General features: G+C 59.9%; 24 protein-coding genes and 1 riboswitch. Of the genes, 14 read left to right on the top strand and 10 right to left on the bottom strand.

Annotated elements, in window-relative coordinates; genetic code table 11:
* Both FYJ40_RS05165 and FYJ40_RS05160 read left to right on the top strand, forming a co-directional pair.
* Positions 1–423: a hypothetical protein gene (locus FYJ40_RS05165; RefSeq protein ID WP_154517330.1), complete on the top strand. Its 423-nt coding sequence runs from the start codon at positions 1–3 to the stop codon at positions 421–423.
* Entirely contained in the window at positions 420–764 is a 345-nt protein-coding gene (locus FYJ40_RS05160) for a type II toxin-antitoxin system RelE/ParE family toxin (RefSeq protein ID WP_154517327.1), read from the top strand. Before FYJ40_RS05165 ends, FYJ40_RS05160 begins: the two co-directional genes overlap by 4 nt.
* A 277-nt stretch (positions 765–1041) precedes the next feature.
* On the opposite strand, the gene dapD is transcribed toward FYJ40_RS05160, so the two are convergent.
* From dapD to dapA, 3 genes are read right to left on the bottom strand one after another with little or no spacing between them, the layout of a single operon-like run.
* Entirely contained in the window at positions 1042–1761 is a 720-nt protein-coding gene (gene dapD, locus FYJ40_RS05155) for a 2,3,4,5-tetrahydropyridine-2,6-dicarboxylate N-acetyltransferase (RefSeq protein ID WP_154517324.1), read from the bottom strand.
* Between the two features lie 39 nt (positions 1762–1800).
* Positions 1801–2541, bottom strand: coding sequence for a 4-hydroxy-tetrahydrodipicolinate reductase (gene dapB / locus FYJ40_RS05150; protein ID WP_229770680.1), 741 nt, complete (start codon positions 2539–2541; stop codon positions 1801–1803).
* The gene (gene dapA, locus FYJ40_RS05145) at positions 2534–4843 is read right to left on the bottom strand and encodes a 4-hydroxy-tetrahydrodipicolinate synthase (RefSeq protein ID WP_154517321.1); all 2310 of its coding nucleotides are present in this window, start codon (positions 4841–4843) and stop codon (positions 2534–2536) included. The genes dapB and dapA overlap by 8 nt, the downstream gene beginning before the upstream one ends.
* A gap of 65 nt (positions 4844–4908) precedes the next feature.
* Positions 4909–5077: riboswitch (Lysine riboswitch) on the bottom strand.
* Between the two features lie 144 nt (positions 5078–5221).
* On the opposite strand from dapA, the gene FYJ40_RS05140 reads away from it, so the two are divergent.
* From FYJ40_RS05140 to FYJ40_RS05125, 4 genes are all read left to right on the top strand, one after another.
* Positions 5222–6409, top strand: a complete 1188-nt coding sequence (locus tag FYJ40_RS05140; RefSeq protein WP_229770679.1) for an amidohydrolase — start codon at positions 5222–5224, stop codon at positions 6407–6409.
* Between the two features lie 194 nt (positions 6410–6603).
* Positions 6604–7146 (top strand): DUF4352 domain-containing protein, encoded by a 543-nt coding sequence (locus FYJ40_RS05135; protein WP_154517316.1) that lies wholly within the window; start codon positions 6604–6606, stop codon positions 7144–7146.
* A 39-nt stretch (positions 7147–7185) separates the two neighbouring features.
* Entirely contained in the window at positions 7186–7608 is a 423-nt protein-coding gene (locus FYJ40_RS05130) for an XRE family transcriptional regulator (protein WP_154517313.1), read from the top strand.
* A gap of 98 nt (positions 7609–7706) precedes the next feature.
* On the top strand, positions 7707–9086 hold the full coding sequence (locus FYJ40_RS05125; protein WP_195838583.1) for a protein kinase: 1380 nt from the start codon (positions 7707–7709) through the stop codon (positions 9084–9086).
* Between the two features lie 37 nt (positions 9087–9123).
* On the opposite strand, the gene FYJ40_RS05120 is transcribed toward FYJ40_RS05125, so the two are convergent.
* Together FYJ40_RS05120 and FYJ40_RS05115 are read right to left on the bottom strand one after the other, a co-directional pair.
* Positions 9124–10257: a glucosaminidase domain-containing protein gene (locus FYJ40_RS05120; RefSeq protein WP_154517307.1), complete on the bottom strand. Its 1134-nt coding sequence runs from the start codon at positions 10255–10257 to the stop codon at positions 9124–9126.
* A gap of 234 nt (positions 10258–10491) precedes the next feature.
* Positions 10492–10827 carry a hypothetical protein gene (locus tag FYJ40_RS05115; protein WP_370450634.1) on the bottom strand — a complete coding sequence of 112 codons (336 nt, stop codon included), beginning with the start codon at positions 10825–10827 and terminating at the stop codon, positions 10492–10494.
* Between the two features lie 220 nt (positions 10828–11047).
* On the opposite strand from FYJ40_RS05115, the gene FYJ40_RS05110 reads away from it, so the two are divergent.
* Entirely contained in the window at positions 11048–12304 is a 1257-nt protein-coding gene (locus tag FYJ40_RS05110; RefSeq protein WP_154517304.1) for an ATP-grasp domain-containing protein, read from the top strand.
* Positions 12305–12389: 85 nt separating this feature from the next.
* Positions 12390–13136, top strand: coding sequence for an aspartate/glutamate racemase family protein (locus tag FYJ40_RS05105; RefSeq protein ID WP_229770678.1), 747 nt, complete (start codon positions 12390–12392; stop codon positions 13134–13136).
* Between the two features lie 194 nt (positions 13137–13330).
* Here the strand turns inward: FYJ40_RS05105 and FYJ40_RS05100 are convergent, their stop codons facing one another.
* The 5 genes from FYJ40_RS05100 to FYJ40_RS05080 form a co-directional block, all read right to left on the bottom strand.
* Entirely contained in the window at positions 13331–14077 is a 747-nt protein-coding gene (locus FYJ40_RS05100; RefSeq protein ID WP_154517298.1) for an energy-coupling factor transporter transmembrane protein EcfT, read from the bottom strand.
* Complete coding sequence (locus FYJ40_RS05095) at positions 14070–15836, bottom strand: ABC transporter ATP-binding protein (RefSeq protein ID WP_154517295.1); 1767 nt, start codon at positions 15834–15836, stop codon at positions 14070–14072. Before FYJ40_RS05095 ends, FYJ40_RS05100 begins: the two co-directional genes overlap by 8 nt.
* Before the next feature lie 162 nt (positions 15837–15998).
* Positions 15999–16568, bottom strand: coding sequence for a tryptophan transporter (locus FYJ40_RS05090; RefSeq protein ID WP_154517292.1), 570 nt, complete (start codon positions 16566–16568; stop codon positions 15999–16001).
* Between the two features lie 145 nt (positions 16569–16713).
* Complete coding sequence (locus tag FYJ40_RS05085) at positions 16714–16944, bottom strand: hypothetical protein (protein WP_154517289.1); 231 nt, start codon at positions 16942–16944, stop codon at positions 16714–16716.
* 261 nt (positions 16945–17205) lie between these two features.
* Complete coding sequence (locus FYJ40_RS05080; protein ID WP_154517286.1) at positions 17206–18123, bottom strand: diacylglycerol kinase family protein; 918 nt, start codon at positions 18121–18123, stop codon at positions 17206–17208.
* A 98-nt stretch (positions 18124–18221) separates the two neighbouring features.
* On the opposite strand from FYJ40_RS05080, the gene rnd reads away from it, so the two are divergent.
* The 6 genes from rnd to FYJ40_RS05050 all read left to right on the top strand — a co-directional run bounded on the left by rnd (position 18222) and on the right by FYJ40_RS05050 (position 23991).
* Positions 18222–19355 (top strand): ribonuclease D, encoded by a 1134-nt coding sequence (gene rnd, locus FYJ40_RS05075; protein WP_154517283.1) that lies wholly within the window; start codon positions 18222–18224, stop codon positions 19353–19355.
* Positions 19356–19593: 238 nt separating this feature from the next.
* Entirely contained in the window at positions 19594–20298 is a 705-nt protein-coding gene (locus tag FYJ40_RS05070; protein WP_154517280.1) for a zinc metallopeptidase, read from the top strand.
* 115 nt (positions 20299–20413) lie between these two features.
* Complete coding sequence (gene xseA / locus FYJ40_RS05065; RefSeq protein ID WP_370450632.1) at positions 20414–21865, top strand: exodeoxyribonuclease VII large subunit; 1452 nt, start codon at positions 20414–20416, stop codon at positions 21863–21865.
* Positions 21866–21907: 42 nt separating this feature from the next.
* On the top strand, positions 21908–22174 hold the full coding sequence (xseB, locus tag FYJ40_RS05060) for an exodeoxyribonuclease VII small subunit (protein ID WP_006234311.1): 267 nt from the start codon (positions 21908–21910) through the stop codon (positions 22172–22174).
* 155 nt (positions 22175–22329) lie between these two features.
* Positions 22330–22665 carry a histidine triad nucleotide-binding protein gene (locus FYJ40_RS05055; protein WP_035137921.1) on the top strand — a complete coding sequence of 112 codons (336 nt, stop codon included), beginning with the start codon at positions 22330–22332 and terminating at the stop codon, positions 22663–22665.
* A gap of 147 nt (positions 22666–22812) precedes the next feature.
* Positions 22813–23991 (top strand): acetate/propionate family kinase, encoded by a 1179-nt coding sequence (locus FYJ40_RS05050; protein WP_154517274.1) that lies wholly within the window; start codon positions 22813–22815, stop codon positions 23989–23991.
* The last annotated feature ends 12 nt before the right edge of the window (positions 23992–24003 follow it).

Here is a 24003-nt window from a genome sequence, read left to right as displayed (position 1 = left end):
TTGAATAAAAGTCTGGATTATATTTTGAAGTATACTTTGAAATATAATCCAGATTATTTTTTGGAGGTCAAAATGTCCCCACTTGTTCTGGAAAAACCGGTGTTTACAAAAGACCAGGTTGTTTCTGCTACCGAAGCAAGCAAGTCCTTATCCACCATTCGTAAACGCGCAAAACGCGCGCCTCAGTTCATTGCTGATCATAATGATATCGATACCGTGATTATCGACTATGCTGCCTATGAGGAAATGTACGGCGCGCTGCAGTATCTGCGTGAACTTGAGATAAATCGCATCGCTGCGAATCGAGTCAAGCATGGTCCGCATGAGTTTGTTCCGTTTGAGGACGCCTTAACTGCCGAGGAGCTCGCGGAGCTTGAGTCGATGGATCCGGACGCGATTCCCGACGAGGACCTTTTCGAATGAGCGGGCATTTTGTTGTCGGCTTTTTGAATCGAGACGTCGAGAAGGAATATCAAAAACTAGATGGATCCCAGCGCAGGCTCGTCCGTATTGCCGTCGCAAAATTAAAGACGCGCGCTGATGAAATCGGAACGCCGCTTCACGGCGAGCTCGCCGGCTGCAAAAAGATTAAATGGCGGAATGCGGGACTCAAAATGGTTTTCCGAATCCGAGAGGACGGAATGGTTGAGATTGCCGAGATCGTGGCAATAGGGCGGCGCGATCGTTCCGAGGTCTATAAGACGGCCGTAGGGCGCCTGTCAAAGCAACCCGCCATGGTTGAATACGACGGAACCCTGAGATAGGGAAGGCCGAAGCTCCGATGGTGCTTCGGCCTTTGTTGTTTTCGGCTTGGTTGCTGACATTACCCCGCAGGTTGAGCACACGTCAGCGAAAACGCCCCTAGGCGAGCAAGGTGACGTGAAAGAGGAGGGAAGCGTACTTCGGTACGCGACCGACGATTGAACGTCAGATTGCCGCTTAGGGGCGTTTGCAGCGTCGACCGGTCCGTCGTTCGTTAGAACGACGGAACCAAAGGTGGAGCGTCGAGCCGTTACGCGGTTTGTCAAAACCGCGTAACTATTAGAGCTGGCGCAGACCTTCCTCGAGGCCGGTCTTGCTGTCGGTCTTCTCGTCGCGCATCTTGATAACGCGGGCAGGGACACCGGCCACGACGGCGCCGGCGGGGACGTCCTCGACGCACACGGCGCCGGCGGCAACGACAGCACCCTTGCCCACGCGCACGCCTTCCAGGACCACAGCATTGGCACCGATCATAACGTCGTCCTCGATGATGACGGGGGTGGCGCTGGCGGGCTCCACGACGCCTGCCAGCACGGTGCCGGCGCCGATGTGGCAGTTCTTGCCAACGGTGGCGCGACCGCCCAGCACGGCGCCCATATCGATCATGGAGCCTTCGCCAATGACGGAGCCGATGTTGATGATGGCGCCCATCATGATGACGGCACGGTCGCCGATCTCGACGCGGTCGCGGATGATCGCACCCGGCTCGATGCGGGCGTTGATGCCCTTGAGGTCGAGCATGGGCACGGCGGAGTTGCGGCAGTCGTTCTCCACATCGTAGTAGTCGATGGAATCGACGTTGGCGTCGAGGATTGCCTTGAGCTCATCCCAGTCGCCAAATACAGTCTTTCCACGGCGGCCGCCATAGACATGCGCATTGCCCCACTGGACCTTCATGCCCGGCTTTTCGCGCACGTACAGCTTGACGGGCGTCTTCTTGGGCGCGGTGGCGATATAGTTGATAATCTCCTGTGCATCCATTTCGGCTGCGTTGCTCATTTGCGGTCTCTCCTTTGGGTGGATCCGGTTGATACCTGGTTAGGCAAACATGACCTGGTCGAACGTATAGAAGCCGGGTTCGCGGGTGACGAGCTTCTGCGCGGCTGCCAAGGCGCCGTTGACAAAGATCTGACGACTCGTGGCGCGATGCGCGAGCGTGACCTCCTCGTCCTGGCCAAAGAAACTCACTTCGTGCACGCCGGCGACAGTGCCACCGCGCAGCGAGTGCACGCCGATCTCCTTGGGGTCGCGCGCTCCGCACATGCCCTCGCGGCCATAGACGGGGTGGTAGCCTGCCTCGGGCTCGGCTTCGACGACGGCGTCGAGCAGCAACTTGGCAGTGCCGCTGGGGGCGTCGACCTTTTGGTTGTGGTGCGTCTCGACGATTTCGCAGTCAAAGCCGGGCAGCTCTCGCGTGGCCTGTGCCACCAGATGACGCAGGGCTGCGATACCGATGGAGTAATTGCCGGAGTGCATGACGCGGGTGCACCGACCCAGCTCGCGCAGGCGATCCATCTGCTCGGGCGTATAGCCTGTGGTGCCCGAGACCAACGCCGCACCCGTGCGCTCGACATAGGCGACGACGGTGTCGAAGGTCGCAACGTTCGAGAAGTCGATGATGACGTCGGCTGCCGGAGCGTTCTCGAGCTCGGACAAGTCGAAGCCGATCTGGGCGACGATGTCAAAAACGGGCTCTCCGTCAGCGTCGACAATACCCTCGGCGGTAGTGCGGATGAGCGAGCCCATGCGGCCCGTTCCCATAATGACGGTCTTAATCAAGCAGACCAGCTCCCTTCAGAGCATCGGTAAGTGCGGATCGCGTGTCGTCTGCCATGGGACACAGCGGCATGCGGTAGTTTGCCTCGATCATACCCATCTGGGCGAGCGCTTCCTTGACGGGGATGGGGTTGACCTCGCTAAAGAGGGCATTGATGAGCGGCTGGCCGGCAATCTGGATATCGCGGGCACGTGCCACGTCACCGTCCAGATAGGCGCGGCACATGTCATGTACGAGCTGCGGCTGCACGTCGGCCCACACGCTAATGGTGCCCGAAGCACCCAGACTCATGAGCGGCACGGTGAGCGCGTCCTCGCCCGAGTACATGCGGAAGTCGTCGGACAGCAGGTGGGCGATCTTGGCAGCGTAGGCGACGTTGCCCGAGGCTTCCTTAATACCCATGATGTTGGGGTGCGCGGCCAAGCGCTCCACGTTGCGCTCGCTGATGCCGCAGCCACAGCGGCCGGGGATGTTGTACAGGATGCAGGGGATGTCTACGGCATCGGCGACGGTCTTAAAGTGCTGGTAGATACCCTCTTCGTTGGATTTGTTGTAGTAGGGGGTAATGAGCAGTAGACCGTCGGCTCCCAAGCCCTGGTAAGTGAGCGACTTGGTGAGCATGGTCTGCGTGGAGTTGGAGCCCGAGCCGGCGATGACGGGGACGCGTCCTGCAACTTGCTTGACCACCGCGGCGACAACGGAGTTGTCCTCGTCGTCGGTCATCGTGGCACTCTCGCCGGTGGTGCCCAGGGCGAGGATGGCATCGGTGCCATTTTGCAGGTGGAAATCGATAAGGCGCTCGAGCGCATCAAAGTCGACACTGCCGTCCTTTTTAAACGGCGTAACCAGGGCGACGATTGAGCCCTCGAGATTGCGGATGTCCATGTTCTTCTCCTTCGCTTCGGCGATCTGGATGCGCTTGTTCCATTGGGCGGCGACTGCCAGGCGCCCGTCTTGGGCGCGGCGGCGGGCACTTTCGGCGCGCGACTTGGCCAACAGTTCTCGGCCGCACGGCAGCACGTCGAGCGTGGCAAAGTAATCGCCCGGGCGCTCGGCGCGGCGGATGAGGTCGGCCGCGCCATCGGGGCGCAGCAGGACCTCGGCGGAGCGCAGCCGTCCGTTGTAGTTGTAGCCCATGGAGTAGCCATGCGCACCGGTATCGTGGATTACAAGCAGGTCGCCCATGTCGATATGCGGTAGCTCGCGATCGATGGCGAACTTGTCGTTGTTCTCGCACAGATTGCCCGTGATGTCATAGGTGTTCGTGACGGGCGTTGTGCCCTTGTCGGCGCCGCCCGGCTGACCCATCACCGTAATGTGGTGGTAGGCACCATACATGGCGGGGCGGATCAAATCGACGGCGCTTGCATCGACACCGATATAGTCCTTGTAGATCTGCTTCTCGTGGATGGCCTTGGTGACCAGGCAGCCGTAGGGGCCCATCATAAAGCGGCCCATCTCGGTGTAGATTGCCACATCGCCCATGCCTGCGGGGACCAGGATCTCGTCGTATGCCGCGTGCACTCCCTCGCCGATGGCGTGAATGTCGTTGGCCTGCTGCTCGGGTAGGTAGGGGATGCCGACGCCGCCGGATAGATTGATGAAGGCGACGTGTGCGCCGGTCTCGCGCTCCAGGCGCATGGCAAGCTCAAAGAGGATGCGCGCGAGCTTGGGGTAGTAGTCGTTGGTGACGGTGTTGCTGGCAAGGAAGGCGTGGATGCCAAAGTCCTCGGCACCCTTGGTCTTGAGCATACGGAAGGCCTCGAAGAGTTGCTCGGTGGTCATGCCGTATTTGGAGTCGCCGGGGTTGTCCATGATGCCGTTGGAGAGCTGGAACAGGCCGCCCGGATTAAAGCGGCAGCTGACCGTCTTGGGGATGGGTCCCGCAACGCGCTCAAAGAACTCGATGTGGCTGATGTCGTCAAAGTTGACGATGGCACCCAGCTTGTCGGCGAGCTCAAAGTCCGCAGCCGGCGTGTCGTTGGACGAGAACATGATGTCGTGTCCCGTGATACCCAGCGAGCGGGCGATCATGAGCTCGGTATAGCTCGAGCAATCGCAGCCGCAGCCGTATTCGTTGAGAATGGAGATGAGTGCCGGGTTGGGGTTGGCCTTGACGGCAAAGTATTCCTTAAAGCCCGGGTTCCACGCAAAGGCGTCGCGCACCTCTTGCATGTTGCGGCGGATGCCCGCCTCGTCGTATAGATGAAACGGCGTGGGGAACTGCTCGACGATATGCTCGAGCGTCTCCTTGTCCACAAACGGCTGCTTGGCCGCATATGCCTCGTTGGGGGTCAATGCCATGTCCCGTAAACCTCGCTATCCAGACGGCGCCATCTGCGCATCGAATCCGCATAGCGTGGACCCAATGTCCGGATAGCGCTCCCGCATTGCTGCAGACAGTCCTGTGGGTGTTTCCCACAGGCCCACCAGGTTGTTCGTGCCCGAAAAACCCAGTTCGGCGGGTTTCGCCTCCCCGCGGGGTCAAAGCCTGCCGACTCGCCCGCGGCTCTTCGTGCCCGCGCCTCTATCAAGTGGTAAAGACCCTATCACGTTGCACTTTACCAAACAAGAGTATTCGTATATAACGTTTAAAAAATGCAGGGATATGCTGGAAACATGTGCGCCACAATCCTGTATCACAATAAGTTGCAACAGATGTGCCTCACGAAGGGATCCTCTATGACCGAGCTCCAAGAACTCCGTCGCTATCGCCGCGATCTCCATCGCATTCCGGAGCTCGATTTCGATCTTCCGCAAACCATTGCCTATATCGAGGGCGTGCTGGCACCGCTCACCTGCGAAGTGATCCATCCGTGCCCCAGCTGCGTCTGCGCTTTCTTCGACGCCGGCGTTGATGCCGCGCATGCCACGGCGATTCGCGCCGATATGGATGCGCTGCCCATTGAGGAGGCGACAGGGGCGGCCTTTGCCTCGACCCATCCCGGCAAGATGCACGCTTGCGGACATGACGGTCACATGGCCATGGCACTTGCCGCCGCGACGTATGTCGACCGTACGATTCGCGAGCAGCCGGGCGCCATGAGGCGCAACGTGCTCTTTGTGTTCCAGCCGGCCGAGGAAACGACCGGTGGTGCCAAGACGGTATGCGAGAGCGGCGTGTTCGAGCGCTATGGGGTCGACCGCATTTATGGCTTCCATGTGTGGCCCGATCTGCCTGCCGACACGTTGGCGAGCTGTTCCGGTCCGCTGCTGGCGCGTTCGAGCGAGACGCATATCTATATTCACGGTACGAGCATCCATATTGCTAAGACCTATGGCGTGCCGGTCGAGGAGTCGCACGATGCCGCGTTGGCGGCAGCGAAGTTTTTGGTTGCCGAGCGCGAGCTGATGGACGAGCTGGGCGGCGACGAGCCCTGTATCGGCAAGTTTGGTCTGCTGCAGGCCGGTACGGTTTGCAACGCGGTGGCGGGGGAGGCCCATGTGGCCGGAAGCCTGCGTGTGTTTACGGACGGCATGTTCGACCGGGCGCGCGAAGGCGTGCGCCGCGTGCTTGATGAGGCATGCGCTGCAACGGGCTGCACGTACGATCTCGACTTTTCCGAGGGCTATCCGCCGGTCGACAACGACCCCGAGTTGTTTGCCAGCGTCGCGCCTGCCTTGCCCGACCTGCAGCTTGTGGAGGAGCCGCTGTTAATTGCCGAGGACTTTGCGTTCTATCAGCGCCATCTGCCGGGCGTGTTCTTCTTGCTGGGCACGGGTGTGCCGGAGGGTCAAGAAAACCCGATCGACGCAGACGGCTGCCCAGCTTATGCGATGAGCGCCCTTCACACCGATACCATGCTCTTTGACGAGGAAGTTTTGCTCAAGGGCCTCGATGTCTACAAACGATTGCTTGGCTTGGAGTGACGATGGAACGACGCCGACAGTCTGCCATATATAGTCCTGGTGGGTGCGGGTGCGGCTTGCTGCTGCTCCCGGTTATTGCTGTGAGCATTGGCCGTTTACCGCAACCTTAGCTCTTAGCTAATGAATTCAAGTTTAATCCTTCCTACGATGTGCTGTGTGCCGGCGCGGTAGCCGGATCGTAGGAAGGATGCATAATGAAAAAGCTCGAAAACGAAGTGCTGCTGAGCCGTCGCGCTGCACTTGGCGCATTCGCCACCGTCGCCTTGGGGACTGCCGGTCTTCTTGCCGGTTGTGGTAGCGATAAGGCGACCGTCACCGAGGACGCTGGCGATGGCGACAAGAAGGAAGAGGCGAAGAAGGAAGAGCAGCCTACGACTGACCTGGCGGTTGGCACGACGGTGACCACAGCTGCCGGTCTTTCCGTCGTTGTCGATTCCGTCCAGCCCGGCCTTACAAATTATGACGGTTCGACCATGACGGGCATTCACGTCACGTACGTCAACAATGGCGATGAGGGCGCAGATTACAATATCTACGACTGGAAGGGCGAGGACGCCAACGGCGCCCAACAGAATCAGGGTTACTACAGCGAGGGCTCCGATGAGCTGCAGTCTGGTACCCTTTCCGCCGGTGGCTCCGTGGCGGGCAATATCTACTTTGATGGCGATATCAAGAAGGCACTGTATTTTGCCAACATGTTTGATAAGTCTGCTACTGCAAGCTGGGTGCTGGCCTAGCATGTCGCTACCGTTGCGCCGGATGGGAGGTGAAGTCGCATGCCCGACAAAAAACTGACCGAGGAGTTGCTCAATGAGCTTCTCGATGCGCCGAACATCGATGGCTATATCAGGGAGCACGACTTTGCCGCCCCGTCGCTTTCGGATTACCTGAAGCAGCTACTGCAGGAAAAGGGCTTGGAGCGCTCGCGCGTGGTTCGTATGGCCGATCTCAATGAGACCTTTGGCTATCAGATCTTTACCGGTGCGCGTCATCCGAGTCGCAATAAGGTGCTGCAGATTGCCTTTGCGATGGCGCTGACGCTCAAAGAGACCAACCGTGCGCTGACGGCTGCCGGGGTAAGCGTCCTTAACTGCAAGGACCGCCGCGATGCGATTATCATCTTTTGCATCGATCGCGGGTGCAGCCTCCAAAAGGTCAACGAGGAGCTGTATCGCTTTGGCGAGGAGACGGTGAATTAGCCGCTGATATCTGAGCCGGCGGAGCTGTCGAACATCGATGCAAACGAACGGGGCGCGGATGCCATGGGGTGTCTGCGCCCTGCGCTATGATGGAGGCTATGGATACTCAGACCCCAACATATTCCAATGACGAGCTGACCGCAGCGCTTGCCGAGCACCTGGCGTCGCTCGATCGCGACGACAGCTATCGCGTGGAGCGTGTACTTAAGCGCTCGTCTGTTGAAACAACCGAGCTCGTGTACTTTGAAGGAACCGGGGGTGGTTCGCTCGGTCCCTTTGTCCGTAAACGTATCGATGCTTCGGCTCAAATCGGCGGGGCATACGAGCGTCTGTTTGCCGCTCAGCGGGCAGGCAGGCGTTTTGAGCACCTGCCCAGAATCGTCGATTGTCGTCGTGCGGGCGACGAGCTCAACGTGGTTATGGAATACATAGAAGGGGAGACACTCGGGGCACTGGTGGACCGTCTGGGAGCCGCTCCCGATTATGCGCGTGAATTGTATCCTGTCCTTTGCGACGCCGTGGGCGAGCTCCATGCCGGTTTTGCAATGGCGGGGGAGGCTTCGGCGCCGGTGATCCATCGCGACCTCAAGCCGTCGAATATCATCGTGGCAGGTGCCAACTATACGCCTGATGACGGCCTGACGTTTTCATCGCTGGTGATTATCGACTTGGGGATCGCGCGCGTGTGGCGCGATGGCGCCGATGCCGATACTGTCAAGTTTGGGACACGGCCCTATGCGCCGCCCGAGCAGTATGGGTTTGGGCAGACGAGCGTGCGAAGCGACGTCTACGCGCTCGGTGCCCTGCTGTTCTTTTGTTTGACGGGAGTCGACCCTAAACCAGGGCTCGACATGCGCGAGCAATGCGAGGTGCGCGGCATTCCCACTCCACTTGCCGATGTCGTTTGCATGGCGATGGCGCTCGACCCGGCCAAGCGTTTTGCGAGTGCGGAAGCGTTGGGACGGGCGACGCGCGCGGCATACGATCTGAGTCGCCCCGTGCGGCCTCCTGCGCCTGCGCCTGTCCGTACTCCGGCCTCGGAGACGTTGTTGACGCCCCAAGGGCTCCAGAACCCCGCAAGGCTTCCTAGGCCTGCCACCTCCGCTGCATGCGGTCTGCTCTCTCGCGTTCCGGAGTCCCTGGGGCGCATTTGGAATACGCTCGTCTGCTTCTCGCTGCTTGTGTTCTTTGCCGGAAGTCACTTTGCCGTCTTTCAACCCACGGGAGCAAACCAAAGCTACCCGACGTGGCTTCTCATAATCGAGTATTTTTTCTTTGTCGATGGCCTTATGGCGCTTATGCATTTTGCGGTGCTCGATAAGCGCCGTCTACGTCGGCGATTCGCACTGCTCGACAGCTATCGCGGCAAGAAACTCGCGAAACTCTGGCTCAAGGCATTGGGTGTGCTGCTCCTATGCATGATCGTCATAGTCGCGGTTGCCAATGCGACCGGCGTCGTCGATACCTCCGCTACCTAAAAGAAAAGGGCCCCATTGGGGCCCTTTGCAGTTGCACTTAGATGCGGTTCATCTGAGCGGCGACTTTGTTGTACCAGTCCTGCCACGTGGGTGGGCAGTACTTTTTGGCCGCAGCCGGGGTAAGGGTGGAGCCGTAGTTGGCGCCCAGATAGGCAACGTGAGCGAAGATGCCCTCGCTCCAGCTGCCAAAGCTGCGCCAACCGCCGCCACGTGCACTCCAGCCCCAGGCGTTGTAAGAATTGGCGCAATAAGTACCCTTGGTGCTCTCGATGCAGGCGATGGCGGGGGACCAACGGGGGTCGACACCGGTATTCCAAGCGGCGACGGCAAAGTTATAGCCCTGGCCTGCCATAGGGGAGCCGGCGAGGTAATTGTCGATGCGGCTCGTCCACTCATTAATGAACGAATCGTAATCGGAACTACCGGTGTTGGCGTTGTTCACCGTGGTGTCGATGGTGGTGTTGGCGTTGGTGGCCTGGCTGCTGGAATTGCTGCCGCTCACGCCCTCGCCCGAGAGCTTCTCGGCGGCAGCGGCCTTATCGGCCTCAAGCTTGGCAAGCTCGGCGGCATTTTCCTGCTCGGCTTTTGCCTGTGCCTCGCTGCGGAGCTGCTGGGCCTGCGCCAGCGCATCCTCGGCGTTTTTCTGCTCTGCCTCAAGCTGAGACTTGGCCTGCTGGAGCTCGGCCTTGTTCTGCTCGAGTTCGGTTTGCATGTTATTGAGCTCTTCGATCTCGTCGACGCTCGAGCTTGTGATCTGGTTGGTGTATTTGCAGGTCGTGATGAACTCACCCAGGCTCTGCGCGTTGACCAGGAAGCTCACGATGGGGTTGGTGCCCTTCTGGTACTTGTACAGATCGCGCATGGCGGTGCATGCCTTTTCCTGCTGATCGGGAAGCTTCGCCTCGATCTTTTCGATACTTGCCTCGTTGGCGTCAATCTGCTTCTGCAGATCGCCGAGCTTGGTGCGGGCATCGTTGTAGGCGCTCGTGGCGGCTTCGATCTTCTGCTGGGCGGCGGCAAGCTGATCCTGCGTTGCCTGCGAGGCGGCATACGCCGCGACGGGGGAGAGCATCGGCGTGGCCGTCAACGCAACGGCGAGCGCGGCGCTCGTGATGATACGAGCCGGCTTCGACGCGATGAGCGCTGCGGTGCGATGATTCGAATGCTGCATCCAGTCCCTCTGCAATCAATCGTAGGTTATTGTTCCTCAGGTATTCTACTACTGCTTTCGACCTCAACTTGAACCTTAAAGGTTTTAAAGGGTCAAGTTGAACTTGAGACTTTGGCTTTGACCTGCAGTTATATCGAATTGTTGAGAAACCATAGAGTTCAACTTTAACGTTACGGGGGCGTGTTTGGGACGGGCTTTGGACTGTGAAAGCTATCTCAACGTTGGGGTTTGTGGCTATAAGGTCCCATTGCGGCGAGCTTGCCCTACTTCGTTGAGCGCCTGGGCGGGGGTGAACGAACAGGTGCCGTCGCCGAGTTTGATTACCCTGATGTTGTCCCTGGCGTGGGCATCGGAGACGAGGCCAAACTGCTCGATGGCGGTATCGTGTCCGCCGGCGACGGGCGTCTTGCGCGTGCCTTTGTGCGCCGATGTATCGATGGAGGTGATGTAGGCGGCACCGTCGTAAGCGTCGTTTGCGGTGCGCAGAGGAGCAGTCGCTTGCGCGCGCGGCGCCAACTCGCGTTTTGCGGCATCGAGGATGGGGTTATCGGTTGGAAGGTCCTGGAGCACGCGTGCGCCTTTCACTCGGGGGTATCAATATGCTGAACCCTACAACAACGGTGGGTTCATTGCCGTTTGTCATACGGCAGTGAGCGCGGCCTTCATGCTGGATAATTGCGTTGATTGTCATAGATACAGTGGAGCTTTAGGAGGAAACGATCCGGCACGCTAAAATAAACAGGTTGCATAAAGACCGCCCGTCGTGGGCAGTTCTAGATAGGAAGTTTCCATGGCATTGCAGTTTACAGAGCGCGAGTTTATCCCCGTGCTGCTCGGTGGCGACATCAACGCCTATTCGGTGGCGCGCGCCTTTTACGAGGAGTATCAGGTCAAGAGCCTGGTCTTTGGCAAGTACCAGACCGGTCCTGCGTACCGCAGCCAGATTATCGACTACACGCCCAATGTGGATATCGACACCATGCCGGTCATGATCGAGACCATTAACGGTGTCGCTCAGGCCAATCCCGATAAGAAGATTATTCTCATGGGCTGCGGCGACAACTATGTCGCGCTTGCCGCACAGGCTCAGGACGCCGGCCAGCTTGCCTCAAACGTCATCGCGCCCTATGCGCCCTACAGCATGCTCGAACAGTGCCAGAAGAAGGAAATCTTCTACGAGCTGTGCGAGAAGCACGGTGTTCCCTATCCGCATACGTTTACCTTTACCATGGCCATGCTCAACGCCCAGGGCGAGGCTCCCGCCGAGGTGCTCGACCAGATCGATTTTCCCTTCCCGATGATCCTGAAGCCTTCCGACGGCATCATGTGGTGGGAGCACGAGTTCGAGGGCCAGAAGAAGGCCTACGAGATCGCCGATCGCGCCGAGCTGGAGCAGGTCATTCGCGATGTATACGCGAGTGGCTACACCGATGATCTGATCCTGCAGGATCGCGTGCCCGGCAACGACGAGTACATGCGCGTGCTTACCAGCTATTCCGACCGCAACGGCAAGGTGCGCATGATGTGCCTGGGCCACGTGCTGCTCGAGGAGCACCAGCCTCACGGCGTTGGTAACCACGCCTGCATCATCACCGAGCCCAATGACGAGCTCATGGGCGGCGTGCGCAAGTTGCTCGAGGACCTCAAGTTTACGGGCTTCTCCAACTTTGACGTCAAATACGACGAGCGCGACGGTTCGTTTAAGTTCTTCGACTTCAACACTCGCCAGGGCCGCAGTAACTACTACGTCACCAACAGTGGCTTTAACGTTGCCAAGTACGTAGTGGACGAGTATGTGTACAACCGCCCGTTTGAGCCCGAGTTTGTGACGGCGCAGAACGAGGCGCTGTGGATGGTTGTCCCCATGGGCGTGGTCGATAAATACGTCAAGGATCCCGAGCTGCGCGCTAAGGCGCATCGCCTGGTCAAGGAGGGTAAGGCCGCCGACCCCTCGTTTATGAAGGGCGACTTTGTCTTTAACCGCTGGCTGCGCATGTGGCACACCAAGCTGCGTCACTTTAAGCTGTTTAAGACGTATTACAAATAGGATGAACGTCGCGCCCGCCCGGTTTGTATCGGACGGGCGCGGGTATGATACGCGCAATGGTGCGAGCGTCACCAAGGAGGCGGCGATGGAAAAGCTGGGAGTTATCGGCGGTATGGGCGCCGAGGCCACGTCGTATTACTACGACCAGGTGGTGCGTCACACGGCGGCCGCCCGCGATCAGGAACATATCGACATGGTGGTGCTCTCTAAGTCGACCATGCCCGACCGCACGCTGGCCATTAAGACCGGCGACCACACCGAGTTGCTGGCGACCATGAAGGAATGTGCGCAGGCGCTCGAGACGCTGGGCTGCGCGCACATTGCCATTCCCTGCAACACGTCGCACTACTTCTACGATCAGATTCAGTCGTTTACCTCGGTCCCCATCATCCATATGCCGCGCGAGTCGGTGCGCTATGCGCTTGCCGGCGTGGTGATGGGGGAGTGTGAGTTCGACCCCAACTTGAGCATGCCGGCCGAGCCGGTGCGCAAGATCGGCATCATGGGTACCGATGGCACCGTGGGTGCCGGCGTCTACGGTCGCGAGTGCGAGGCGGCGGGCGTCGAAGTCGTCTATCCCAGCGAGAAGCGCCAGGCCGATGTGATGTCGCTTATTTACGATGACGTGAAGGCAGGACGCGAGCCCGATATGGATAAGTTTGATCGTGTGATGTGGGAGTTTGCCCGCAGCGGCTGCGACCGCGTCATTCTGGCCTGCACGGAGCTTTCGGTGCTGCAAAAGTATCGCGAGATGCCCGAGATCACCCTCGACGCCATGGACGTTTTGGTACGCGAGTCCATCATCCGCAGCGGCGCCCCCTACCGCCTGTAGCTCTCGACCTGCCAAAAAGGGACAGGTTTATTTTGGTAGGTTTTATCTGGGAAAACAGTAAAGGCCTCGGCTCGTTTGTGCGAGCCGAGGCCTTTTGCATTTGTCGGTTGCTGCTTGGTGCTGGAGCTTAAAGGACGAGACTGACATTTGCCCATATAAAACCGACCAAAATAAACCTGTCCCTTTTTGGCAGGTTAGAACAAGAATCCGAGGACGATGAGGGTAATGCTGGCAATAAGTATGGCAATGTCCATGCCCTTAATGGGATAGCGCTTGTACGAGCTCGCGCGCGTACGCAGATAAAAGCCACGTTGCTCGGCCGCCAGGGCAGTGGCATCGGTCTTGCCCACGGAGCTCACCAGCAGCGGCACGCAGAGCGGTAGCATGAGCTGGATCTTCTTGAGGGGGTTCTTGGTGTCGTACTCAACGCCGCGCGCGGTCTGCGCCTCCATGATGGCGTTCATCTCCTGGCTAAAGACCGGTACAAAGCGCAGTGCCGTGGTAAATGTGAACGCATAGCGGTACGGCACGTGCAGCACCTCCACGCAAGCGTTAGCGAGATCGCCGAGCTGCGTGATGGTGAGCATGAGGATGAGTGGCAGCGCCACGCCGAGCAGGCGAAGCGCCGCCTTGGTGCCGGTGATAAGACCATCTGTGGTAATCCAGGCAAAGATGGGGGCTCCGGTGCGGATAAAGGCGGTCTGTAGGACCAGCATGATTAGTGAGAGCGGCACCATGAGCTTGACGAGCGAGACGAGGCCTGCGGTCGATTTGGCGTAGATGCCCAAGATAAAAGTCAGCACAAGCAGGGCGATCAGGAGCACATAAGTGTCGCCGAGGAAGGTCGCCAAGATAATAGCCGCGGCCAGGGCTAGCTTGGTCACGGGGTTCAGCCGGTGCAGCAGTGAGTCTCCGGGCACGTAGTCGATCACGTTAGTCATGCTTGAGCATCTCCTTTACCAGGTCGACCAGATCGGAGACCTGACTGATTCCGGCGAATCGGGGCGAAACGTCGCGCGCGAGTTCTTTGGACAGGGCCACAACCTGCGGTGGCTCCACGTAGGCGGCGCGCATGAGGGCATCGTCGTCGAAGATCCGGTTCGCGTCGCCGCGCTCGAGGATGCGTCCGTCTGCCATGACTACCAGGCGCTGGGCAAAGTCCGAGACGACCTCCATGTCGTGGCACACCATGATCACGGCGCAGCCGCGCTCGGCCATCTCGCTCACCGTCTCCATCACGGTCATGCACTCGCGGTAATCGAGGCCGCTCGTGGGCTCATCGAGCAGAACCACCTGTGGGTCGAGCACAACCACGGACGCTAGGGCGACCATCTGTCGCTGTCCGCGCGAAAGCGAGAACGGCGATTCGTCCAAGGGGAGCCCAAAGCGCTCCGCCGCCACCCGTGCACGCTGGCGGGCCTCGTCGGTGCCGACACCGTGCAGTTCAAGACCAAAGGCAACCTCGTCGAGTACGGTGTCGCGGCAGAGCTGGCGGTCGGGGTTCTGGAACAGCGTCGCGCATTTTGCAGCGATCGCGCTGGTGGGGACGTCGGCGGTGTTCATCCCCGCCATACGCACGGTTCCCGACGCTGGATGCAGAAGGCCGTTCAACAGCTTGGTGAGCGTGGTCTTGCCAGCACCGTTCTGGCCGATGATGCCTACGAGCTCGCCGGGATAGACGCACATGTTGAGGTTGCTGACCGAGGCACCGCCATGGGGGTAGGCAAAGGTCACATCGGTGAGTTCGACTACTGGCTCCTGATTGACGCCGCGGGGGACCGCCGGGATATGGGGAGAGGTCTCGGGCACATCGGCGGGCGCGTCTTTGCTCGTTGCATCCGCAAGTAAGGACGAGATAAGCTGGTGCGCTTCGGAAACATTGAGGCAGGGCGCCTGATCGCTCGGCAACAGACCCACTTCTGCCAGGCTGTTCGCGATGCGCGCGACGCGGGGACTGTCGACGCCCATCTGGCGCAGCTCGCTTGCGTGGGCAAAGACCTGGTGGGGTTCGCCGTCAAACGCGAGCTTGCCGTCTGCCATGACGAGGACGCGGCTGCAGTATTTCGACAACAGCGCGACCTTCTGCTCGATAACAACCACGGTGATGCCGTGTTCGCGGTTGATCTGGCGCAGCGTGTCAAAAACGAGCGTGGAGCTTGCCGGGTCGAGCGCTGCCGTGGGCTCGTCGAGCACGAGCACGTTGGGCGCCATGGCGATGATCGCGGCGATTGCGACTTTCTGCTTCTGCCCGCCCGAAAGCGTGGCAATCTCGCGGTGGCGCAGGTCGCTAATGCCGACGGTCGTCAGCGTCTGGCTGATGCGCTCCTCGATTTGATCGTGCGGTATGCCAAAGTTCTCGAGGCCAAAGAGCATCTCGTCTTCAACGATGGGCGCAACCATCTGGGCATCGATGTCCTGCAGCACGCTTCCCACCACGCGCGAGATATCCGTGAGGGTGATCTCGCAGGTGTCGCGGTCATCGACGAGCGTGGTTCCAAAGAGCTGGCCGGTGTAATGGTGGGGGATGGCTCCGCTCATAACGGCGGCAAGCGTCGATTTGCCGGCGCCTGAGGGACCGATGACGCCCACAAACTCACCCTTTTCGATAGTGAGTGAGACGTGATCGAGGGCATTCTGCGCCTCGTGGCCATAGGCAAATGAGACGTCATCGAGCTTGATGATGGTATTGCTGGAGCTCATGGGGGCCTTTCTATCGTAAAAGAGCACCGGTCGCAAAACGACCGGCGGTCTACATGGTAGCAAGTATTACTGCTTGGCGAAGACCTTCTTGAGCGGAATGCTGAGGGCCTGGACCAGGATGGCGTTGAAGACGGCGGTGCCTGCGTGTGGCTTGTCGGCTACTTAGTCGTTAAGCTTGAGGGCCTTCTTAATGGGGATGTAGAGGGCGGTCACGATGATGGCGTTGGCAACACCGGTGGCGACGACGACAGGAGCCATGACGCCCATGAAAGCCGGGTTGTTCATGACGCCAAAGGAGAAGATCGCCGCGTAGATCATGCCGGAGATGAAGGTGACAACAAAGGTGCTGACGAGCGGGAGCAGGCCCTTGACCTTGGAGTCGGCGAGCACGGAGACGAGCAGAGCCATGACCATGGCGGCGACGGGCTCGGCGATCAGGTCGGGGCCCTTGACGGAGGCGGTGATTTGGATTACCACGCCGGCGAGGAGGCCGATAATCGAGGATTGGCCGATGTTGGGCTTGACGATGAGAATCTCGAGGCAGAAAGCCGCGATGATGAACTCGGGCGAGAGGAAGCCTCCGGTGAGGCCGCTAAAGAACTTGGAGACGGTCATGTTGAGGACGAAACCGGCGGCGAGGAGGATGGCATAGAGAGTGAGTGCCTTGAGGTCGAGTTTGCCGCGGTCAGTGGTCTGGACGGTGCGGGGCTGGGCGGTGGTGTTCTGAGACATGTTGAAAATCCTTTCAGAAAGGGGAGTGTAAGGGAAAAGCGGAGGCGCGTGATGCGAATGCGATCGGGCTCGAGATAGAAAAAGGCCCCCGGTCGAAACCGGAGGCCTTCCAATCACCTAGAGCGCAAAAACAGGCGTGAGGGACTCACTGTCGACCGATCGTATTCGCATCACGCCACCACCAGTTGTTGAGGGACTTCATCGCGTTCTTCATCTTGGTGGCTCCTTTCGTGATGCCATGGCGCGGTCGCACCTTGTTTCTGTTGCGTTGCACTATAGCACAGCAAAGTGTTTGCGGGGAATCTTTTTTGAAAGATTTCAGCGACGTTTCCCGCCGGTCGAAGGGGCGGGCTGAGCGGGGGGCGACCTTGGCCATCCCGCCCGCGCCTTAAGGTGTGGGGTTCTTAGGCCTTCTTGCGACGATAGATCACGAAGCCACAGACACCGACGATGATGGCGCCAACACCCATGGCGGCCATGTTGTTGCCCTTGGACTTCTCCTCGGTGATTGGATGAATATCATACCAATGTGGATTTACTTCTTTCGGCGGTGAATCACGTTGATGGCGTAGCCCACGAGCAGGGCCAGAACGATGACGATAAAGCCACGGATAGGGTTGTCGTTCACGGGGTTCTCCTATTTTCCGAGTGGTGAGAATTCGTCGACGATGAGGTCGAGGCATTGCGGAAGCGCGCGGGCGCCAAAGACACCGGAGTTGCTGGAGATGATCTCGCCATCGAACTGCATACCCAGCGACGGCGTGCAGGTAATCTTGGCTTCCTTGGTCTGGATAATCTTAAACTGCGGGCGGCCGAGCACCTTGCCGGCGGGGTCGAGCGCGGCGGTGATCACGGTTGGGAGCAGTTGCACGGTTTTTACGGGCTCGATGACTGCGATGTCGACCATGCCGTCGTTCATGCGGCAGTTGGGGAACAGGTTGATGTCGTTTTGGATGACTGAGGTATTGCCCGCCATGCAGCAGATGCCGTCGAGCTCCTCGACCATGCCGTCGTGTTCAATGGTAAAGTGCGCCACCGTGGGGTTGGGCGTGGCGAGCGCGGAGAGGAAGTAGGCGATCTCGCCAATGTCGTTTTTGGTGGGAGCGGCCTTCATCATGATCTCGGCGTCGAAGCCCGAGCCGGCGATGATGATAAAGCCGTGGCGCTTCTCGTTACCGTTCTCGTCGATCCAAAAGAGCTCACCCATGTCCACCTTCACCGTGCGGCCGGCGCGGCAAGCCTTGGCAAGCGCCGCCGCCTCGGGGGCATTACCGATGTTGTTAAAGAACAGGCAGGCCGTGCCGGAGGGGAAGATGAGCGTAGGGACACCGCACCCGCGCATCTGGTCGAGCACGTTGGAGACGGTGCCGTCGCCGCCCGAAACGACTACGCGGTCGAACTCACGAACGTCCGCTACCGCGTCCTCGGGCTCCATGCCATCGCCGATAAAGCGCATTACGACCTCGTCGCCGCCCTGTGCAAGAGCGTGCGTGAATGCGTAGATTTCATCGGAGCTGGGACCCGATGCCGGGTTGTGGATGATAAGGCAGCGCATACTTACGTTCCCGTTCTGTGACTAACCGAGTATAGTTGTAGGGCAATGCCGATATCCTACCCGTGTTTTTCGGGCCTAACCTTATTCGATGGGTTGATATGTACATTTCCACACATCAGGCTCTACTCGACTTTTGTCAGCGCGCTCGTGAGTTCGACGCGATTGCCGTCGATACCGAGTTTTTGCGCGAGCGCACGTTTCATCCGCGCCTGTGCCTGGTCCAGATTGCCACCCCTGCCGAGAGCGTCGCGGTCGATCCTTTGGTGATCGACGACCTGTCGCCGCTGGCCGAGCTTATGGCCGACGAGAGCGTGGTCAAGGTCTTCCACGCCTGCTCGCAGGATATGGAGGTCATGCTCCACACCGTGGGCGCGCTGCCGCGACCGATTTTTGACACACAGGTCGCCGCCGCCTTTTTGGGCGAGCGCCAGCAGATTTCCTACGGCGCGCTCGTTCAGACGTTCTGCGGCGTATCGCTGCCCAAGACCGAGTCGCTGACCGATTGGTCGCGCCGCCCGCTGAGCGATAAGCAGATTGAGTACGCGATCGATGACGTCAAGTATCTGATCGTCGCCTATACCGAGATGATGAGCCGCCTGCGCGAGCTTGGCCGCGTGGACTGGGTGCTCGACGAGTTGCGCCCGCTGGCAGACGAGTCGCACTACCGCGCCGACCGGCATGAGGCATTCCGCAAGGTCAAGCGCATCAACTCGTGTAGCCGCCATCAGCTGGGCATTGCGCGCGAGCTTGCCGCCTGGCGCGAGGACCGCGCCGAGCGCCGCAACATCCCGCGCAAGTGGGTCATGTCCGACGATACGCTGCTGGCGCTCGTCAAGCGCAATCCCGTGCGCGTTGAGGAGTTCCGCAGCATCCGCGGCACCGATCAACTGGGGGAGCGCGATGTGGACGGCGCGCTCATGGCCATCAAGCGCGGCGCGAGCTGCCCGCACGATCGCCTGCCGCTCATGGTGCGCGGACATCGCCAGATCTCTCCGGAGCTGGAGAGCGTGACGGATCTCATGTACGCGCTCATTCGCCTGGTTGCCGAGCGTTCGGGCGTGGCGACCTCGGTCATTGCCTCGCGCGATGACCTGGCCGACTATATCGAGCATCCCGAGCAGAGCCCTCTGCGCGAAGGTTGGCGCTTTGAGCTTGTGGGCTCGCGCCTGGACGATCTGCTCTCGGGCAACATGGGATTGACGGTGAAGGACGGCAAAATCGAGCTCCTGTAGGTATATGGTTACGCGGTTTTACCAAACCGCGTAACAGCTCGACGCTGCAAACGGTCGAGAGCGGCAATCTGACGTTCAATCGTCGCTCGCGTACCAAAGTACGCGTCGCTTCTCTTTCACGTCACCTTGCTCGCTCTCGGCCGTTTTCGCTGACATTGCCAAAACATCGATACTGTCTCGTTGGCTGGGCGAGTGGGTAGAATGCCTCCAACGTGTAACTCGATTCGGAGGAATTCGCATGCCCTATTACTATGGTTATGGCTTTGGCATCGACCCGCTGTACCTGCTGGTCGTCCTTGTTTGTACGGTGCTCGGTCTTGCCGCGCAGAGCTATATCAACTCGACGTATAAAACCTGGTCCAAGGTTCGCTCGGACGGCGACACGGGCGCTGCGGTCGCGCGCCGCATGCTCGACGCCAGCGGTTGCAATGCCGTGGGTATCAAGGGCGTCGCCGGTGAGCTCACCGACCATTACAACCCGCAGGATAACAACCTGTATCTCTCGGATGCCAACCGTTCGGGTGGATCGGTCGCAAGCGTTGCCGTCGCCTGCCACGAGGCGGGCCACGCCGCCCAGCGCCAAAGCGGCTATGCCATGATGAAGGTGCGCACTGCCCTGGTCCCGGTCGTCAACTTTACCCAGAACACCTGGACCATCGTGCTACTCATGGGCCTGTTTATGAACATCGCGGGACTCACGACCCTCGCGCTGATCTTCTTCTCGTTTAGTGTGTTGTTCCAGCTGGTTACGCTGCCGGTCGAGATTGATGCCAGCCGCCGCGCCGTGGCGTACATCGAGCGGTCGGGCATGAGTTCCAAGCAGGTCAACGGTGCCAAGAAGGTCCTGACGGCAGCCGCGCTTACCTATGTTGCCGCAGCGCTCACCTCGATCATTCAGCTGCTCTACCTGATGGCTCGCTACAACAGAAACTCCAACCGATAACAAATTGGCTTGACAGGCGCCGCGGGGATTTGTGTCCCCGCGGCGCTGTACTATGTGTTGGACTTGAATTTGCGCAGGGCTGGAGCCTTTGTGCACGATAACGAAAGGAGGCTGCGTGGCAGGCTGGAATCTAACCGGCAATGCCGTTTCCGCCGAGTTTGACGGCTCGGACGATCAGGAGCGCAAGGAACTCAGCGTGAGCCAGGCGGTGGAGATCGCCGCCGGTGCACTCGATGCTATTCCGCAGCTGAGTGTCTTGGGCGAGGTCACGGGTTTCCGTGGCCCCAATGCCCGAAGCGGCCACTGCTACTTCCAGATTAAGGACGATTCGGCCGCCGTTGACTGCATCATTTGGAAGGGCGCCTATCTCAAGCGCACGTTCGATCTGCGCGACGGCATGCAGGTGAGCTTTAAGGGTAGCTTCAATCTCTATAAGCCCACGGGCCGCATGAGTTTTGTCGCCCGCTCGTTTTCGCTGGCGGGGGAGGGTCTGCTGCGTCAACAAGTGGCGCAACTGGCCGAAAAGCTGAGCCGCGAGGGCCTGATGGACGAAGCGCGCAAGCGCCGCATCCCGGTGTTCTGTTCACGCGTGGCGGTCGTCACCTCACTTTCGGGTGCCGTAATCGATGACGTCAAGCGCACATTGCGTCGTCGCAACCCGCTCGTCGAGCTCGTTTGCGTGGGTGCCAAAGTTCAAGGCGAGGGAGCGCCGGCAGAGCTCATTGAGGGTTTGCGTCGCGCCGCTTCCATTACGCCGGCGCCCGATTGCATATTGCTCGTGCGCGGCGGCGGCTCCTTCGAGGACCTCATGACCTTTAATGACGAGGAGCTTGCCCGCGCGGTGGCGGCTTGTCCTGTGCCCGTGGTGACCGGCATTGGCCATGAGCCCGATACCTCGATCTGCGACATGGTGAGCGACCGGCGCGCCTCCACGCCCACGGCGGCGGCCGAATCGGTTGCGCCGGCTATGACGGAGCTGGCAGATGTGCTCGAGGCGCGCCATCAGCGTCTGGGCGCCGCGATGGCATCGATGATCGGGTCAGATCAGGTCGATCTGGAAATGCTCGATCAGCGTGGTCGCCGCGCTTGGGACACCTATACGGCCCGTCTGGGCGATGCGCTCGATGCCGCCGCACGCCGTCCGTGCCTCAACGACCCCACATTTATGGTCGAGCGTCGCGAGTCTGAGCTTGCCCTGACGGCTGATCGCCTGTCCGGCGCTGTAACGCGTTCGGTTGGGGCCTTCCGCTCCGACTTTGAGCGCCTGCCCGAGCGCTTGATCGCAAGCACCTCGGGGCTCGATGGCAAGCGCCATGCGCTCACGCTTGCGAGCTCCCGTCTGGAGCATCAGGGGCGCACGATGCTCAGCAAGCCCGCGTCCGACCTGGGCCGAGCTGCTGCGTCGCTCGATGCCTTGTCGCCGCTCAAGGTGCTTGCCCGCGGTTACTCCATCGCGTACAGCGAGGACGGTGTGGCTACGAGCGCCAAGACCTTTAAGCCGGGCGACGCTATTCGCGTGCGCATGGCGGACGGCAACGTGGCAGCAACCGTCAACGCGGTCGAGTAGGCCGCCTTTCATAGCGATAAACCTTTAGGAAAGGAAACAGATATGGCAGAGAAGACCCCGGTCGAGCAGCTTACGTACAAGCAGGCCTCGCAGGAGCTGGAGCTCATCATCCGCAGCCTGGAGTCGGGCGACATGGAGCTCGAGGAGTCGCTCGAGAGCTATACCCGCGGCGTCGAGCTCCTCAAGAGCCTACGCACCCGCCTGTCCGATGCCGAGCAGAAGGTCTCGGTGCTCCTTAAGGACGTCGACGGCAACGACGTGCTCGCCGACGGCGAAGCCGCCAACACCGACGATAACCTCTCGTTCTAACCACCTCGCAGCCTACTTTGGGGTAGTCTTTTTGGGACGGGGCTTTTTTGACTACCCTTGCGCGACGGCTCGCCAGGTGCCTGCGCTTGCGAAAAAGTAGTCAAAAAAGCCCCGTCCCAAAAAGACTACCTTGGTCTGTGAGAAAGGAACCAACCATGTGTGATTGCATCTTCTGCAAAATTGCCAACCACGAGATCCCCTCGACCGTCGTTTACGAGGACGATCAGGTCATCGCCTTCGACGACCTCAATCCCCAGGCGCCGGTCCACACGCTCGTGATCCCCAAGAAGCACTACAGCGACATCGCCGACAACGTACCGGCCGAGACCATGGGCGCCATGGCTCACGCTATCCAGGAGGTCGCTAAGGCCAAGGGCCTGGAGGACGGTTTCCGCGTCATTTCCAACAAGGGCGTCAACGCCGGCCAGACCGTCATGCACTTCCACATGCACGTCCTCGGCGGCAAGAACCTGGGCGAGAACCTCATCTGAGGACGCTTCTTCCGTGGGATGAGGCGAAAGCTTAGGCACCGATAACTTATATATCAACGCAATAAACCCGAGCGCGAGGGCGTTTGGGTTTATTATTGAAGCGTATGTAACCTGGCGGCGCCACACCGCCTGTTAGTAGGGAGACACATGAACGTTCTGGTCGTCAACGCAGGATCTTCGACCCTTAAGTATCAGGTCATCGATACCAAGTCCCACAAGGTGTCCGCAAAGGGCTCCTGCGAGCGCGTCTGCTTTACCGGCGGTACCTTCACCCACGCTGCCAACGGTTCCAAGAAGGTGACCGAGAACATCGAGTTCCCCGACCACAAGGTCGCCATCGAGGTCGTCCTGAAGGACCTCGAGGCCAACGGCGTCAAGATCGAGGGCATCGGCCACCGTATCGTTCAGGGCGGTTGGTACTTCGGCGATTCCTCCCTCGTCGACGAGGACGTCCTCGCCAAGATCCGCGAGGTCGCTCCGCTCGCCCCGCTGCACAACAACCCCGAGGCCAACGTTATCGAGTACTGCCTCGAGCAGTATCCCGACCTGCCCAACGTCACGGTCTACGACACTGCTTTCCACTTCAATATGCCCGAGGTCGCCAAGACCTACGCCCTGCCCAAGGACGTCTGCGACAAGCTGCACATCCGTAAGTACGGCGCCCACGGCACCAGCTACCGCTACATCTCCAAGAAGGTTGCCGAGATGACCAACGGCGAGGCTCGCAAGGTCGTCGTGTGCCATATCGGCTCCGGCGCTTCCCTGTGCGCCATCGAGGACGGCAAGTGCATGGACACCACCATGGGCTTGACGCCGCTCGACGGTGTCATGATGGGCACCCGCTGCGGCTCCATCGACCCTGCTACCGTGTGCTACCTGCAGCGCGAGGGCGGCTACACCTTCGACGAGGTCGACGAGATGATGAACAAGAAGTCCGGCCTTTTGGCTGTGACCGGCGGCAAGACCAACGACTGCCGCAACGTTGAGGAGCTCGCCGCTGCCGGCGACCCCGAGGCCCAGCTCGCCTTCGATATGTTCGTCTACAAGATTGCCGCCAAGGCCGCCGAGATGGCCACTTCTATGTGCGGTATGGACACCCTGGTCTTTACCGCCGGCATCGGCGAGCACGCTCCGGCTGTCCGCGCCGGAGTGGCCGATCGTCTGGCCTTTATGGGCGTCAAGATGGACCATGCCCGCAACGCCCTGCGCGGCGACGGCGCTTGGTGCCTGTCCGCCAAGGATTCCAAGGTCAAGATCTTCGTCATCCCCACGGATGAGGAGTTCATGATCGCTTCCGACGTCGAGCGCATCGTCAACAGCAAGTAATTGCAAGAGGGG

It is taken from the genome of Collinsella sp. WCA1-178-WT-3 (M1) (assembly GCF_009696325.1).
Lineage (GTDB): Bacteria > Actinomycetota > Coriobacteriia > Coriobacteriales > Coriobacteriaceae > Collinsella.
Note: the sequence above shows the minus strand (reverse complement) of the source record. Positions and strands in the feature narration are given on the sequence as shown.

Bases quoted from the DNA above. Each gene is read 5' to 3' on its own strand.
- FYJ40_RS05085 (WP_154517289.1), bottom strand. From the start codon at position 16,944: ATGGCCAAGGTCGCCCCCCGCTCAGCCCGCCCCTTCGACCGGCGGGAA.
- FYJ40_RS05135 (WP_154517316.1), top strand. From the start codon at position 6,604: ATGAAAAAGCTCGAAAACGAAGTGCTGCTGAGCCGTCGCGCTGCACTT.
- FYJ40_RS05130 (WP_154517313.1), top strand. From the start codon at position 7,186: ATGCCCGACAAAAAACTGACCGAGGAGTTGCTCAATGAGCTTCTCGAT.
- dapA (WP_154517321.1), bottom strand. From the start codon at position 4,843: ATGGCATTGACCCCCAACGAGGCATATGCGGCCAAGCAGCCGTTTGTG.
- FYJ40_RS05095 (WP_154517295.1), bottom strand. From the start codon at position 15,836: ATGAGCTCCAGCAATACCATCATCAAGCTCGATGACGTCTCATTTGCC.
- FYJ40_RS05100 (WP_154517298.1), bottom strand. From the start codon at position 14,077: ATGACTAACGTGATCGACTACGTGCCCGGAGACTCACTGCTGCACCGG.
- FYJ40_RS05055 (WP_035137921.1), top strand. From the start codon at position 22,330: ATGTGTGATTGCATCTTCTGCAAAATTGCCAACCACGAGATCCCCTCG.
- FYJ40_RS05050 (WP_154517274.1), top strand. From the start codon at position 22,813: ATGAACGTTCTGGTCGTCAACGCAGGATCTTCGACCCTTAAGTATCAG.
- xseB (WP_006234311.1), top strand. From the start codon at position 21,908: ATGGCAGAGAAGACCCCGGTCGAGCAGCTTACGTACAAGCAGGCCTCG.
- rnd (WP_154517283.1), top strand. From the start codon at position 18,222: ATGTACATTTCCACACATCAGGCTCTACTCGACTTTTGTCAGCGCGCT.
- FYJ40_RS05080 (WP_154517286.1), bottom strand. From the start codon at position 18,123: ATGCGCTGCCTTATCATCCACAACCCGGCATCGGGTCCCAGCTCCGAT.
- FYJ40_RS05090 (WP_154517292.1), bottom strand. From the start codon at position 16,568: ATGTCTCAGAACACCACCGCCCAGCCCCGCACCGTCCAGACCACTGAC.
- dapD (WP_154517324.1), bottom strand. From the start codon at position 1,761: ATGAGCAACGCAGCCGAAATGGATGCACAGGAGATTATCAACTATATC.
- FYJ40_RS05105 (WP_229770678.1), top strand. From the start codon at position 12,390: ATGGAAAAGCTGGGAGTTATCGGCGGTATGGGCGCCGAGGCCACGTCG.
- FYJ40_RS05140 (WP_229770679.1), top strand. From the start codon at position 5,222: ATGACCGAGCTCCAAGAACTCCGTCGCTATCGCCGCGATCTCCATCGC.
- FYJ40_RS05125 (WP_195838583.1), top strand. From the start codon at position 7,707: ATGGATACTCAGACCCCAACATATTCCAATGACGAGCTGACCGCAGCG.
- FYJ40_RS05120 (WP_154517307.1), bottom strand. From the start codon at position 10,257: ATGCAGCATTCGAATCATCGCACCGCAGCGCTCATCGCGTCGAAGCCG.
- FYJ40_RS05110 (WP_154517304.1), top strand. From the start codon at position 11,048: ATGGCATTGCAGTTTACAGAGCGCGAGTTTATCCCCGTGCTGCTCGGT.
- FYJ40_RS05070 (WP_154517280.1), top strand. From the start codon at position 19,594: ATGCCCTATTACTATGGTTATGGCTTTGGCATCGACCCGCTGTACCTG.
- FYJ40_RS05160 (WP_154517327.1), top strand. From the start codon at position 420: ATGAGCGGGCATTTTGTTGTCGGCTTTTTGAATCGAGACGTCGAGAAG.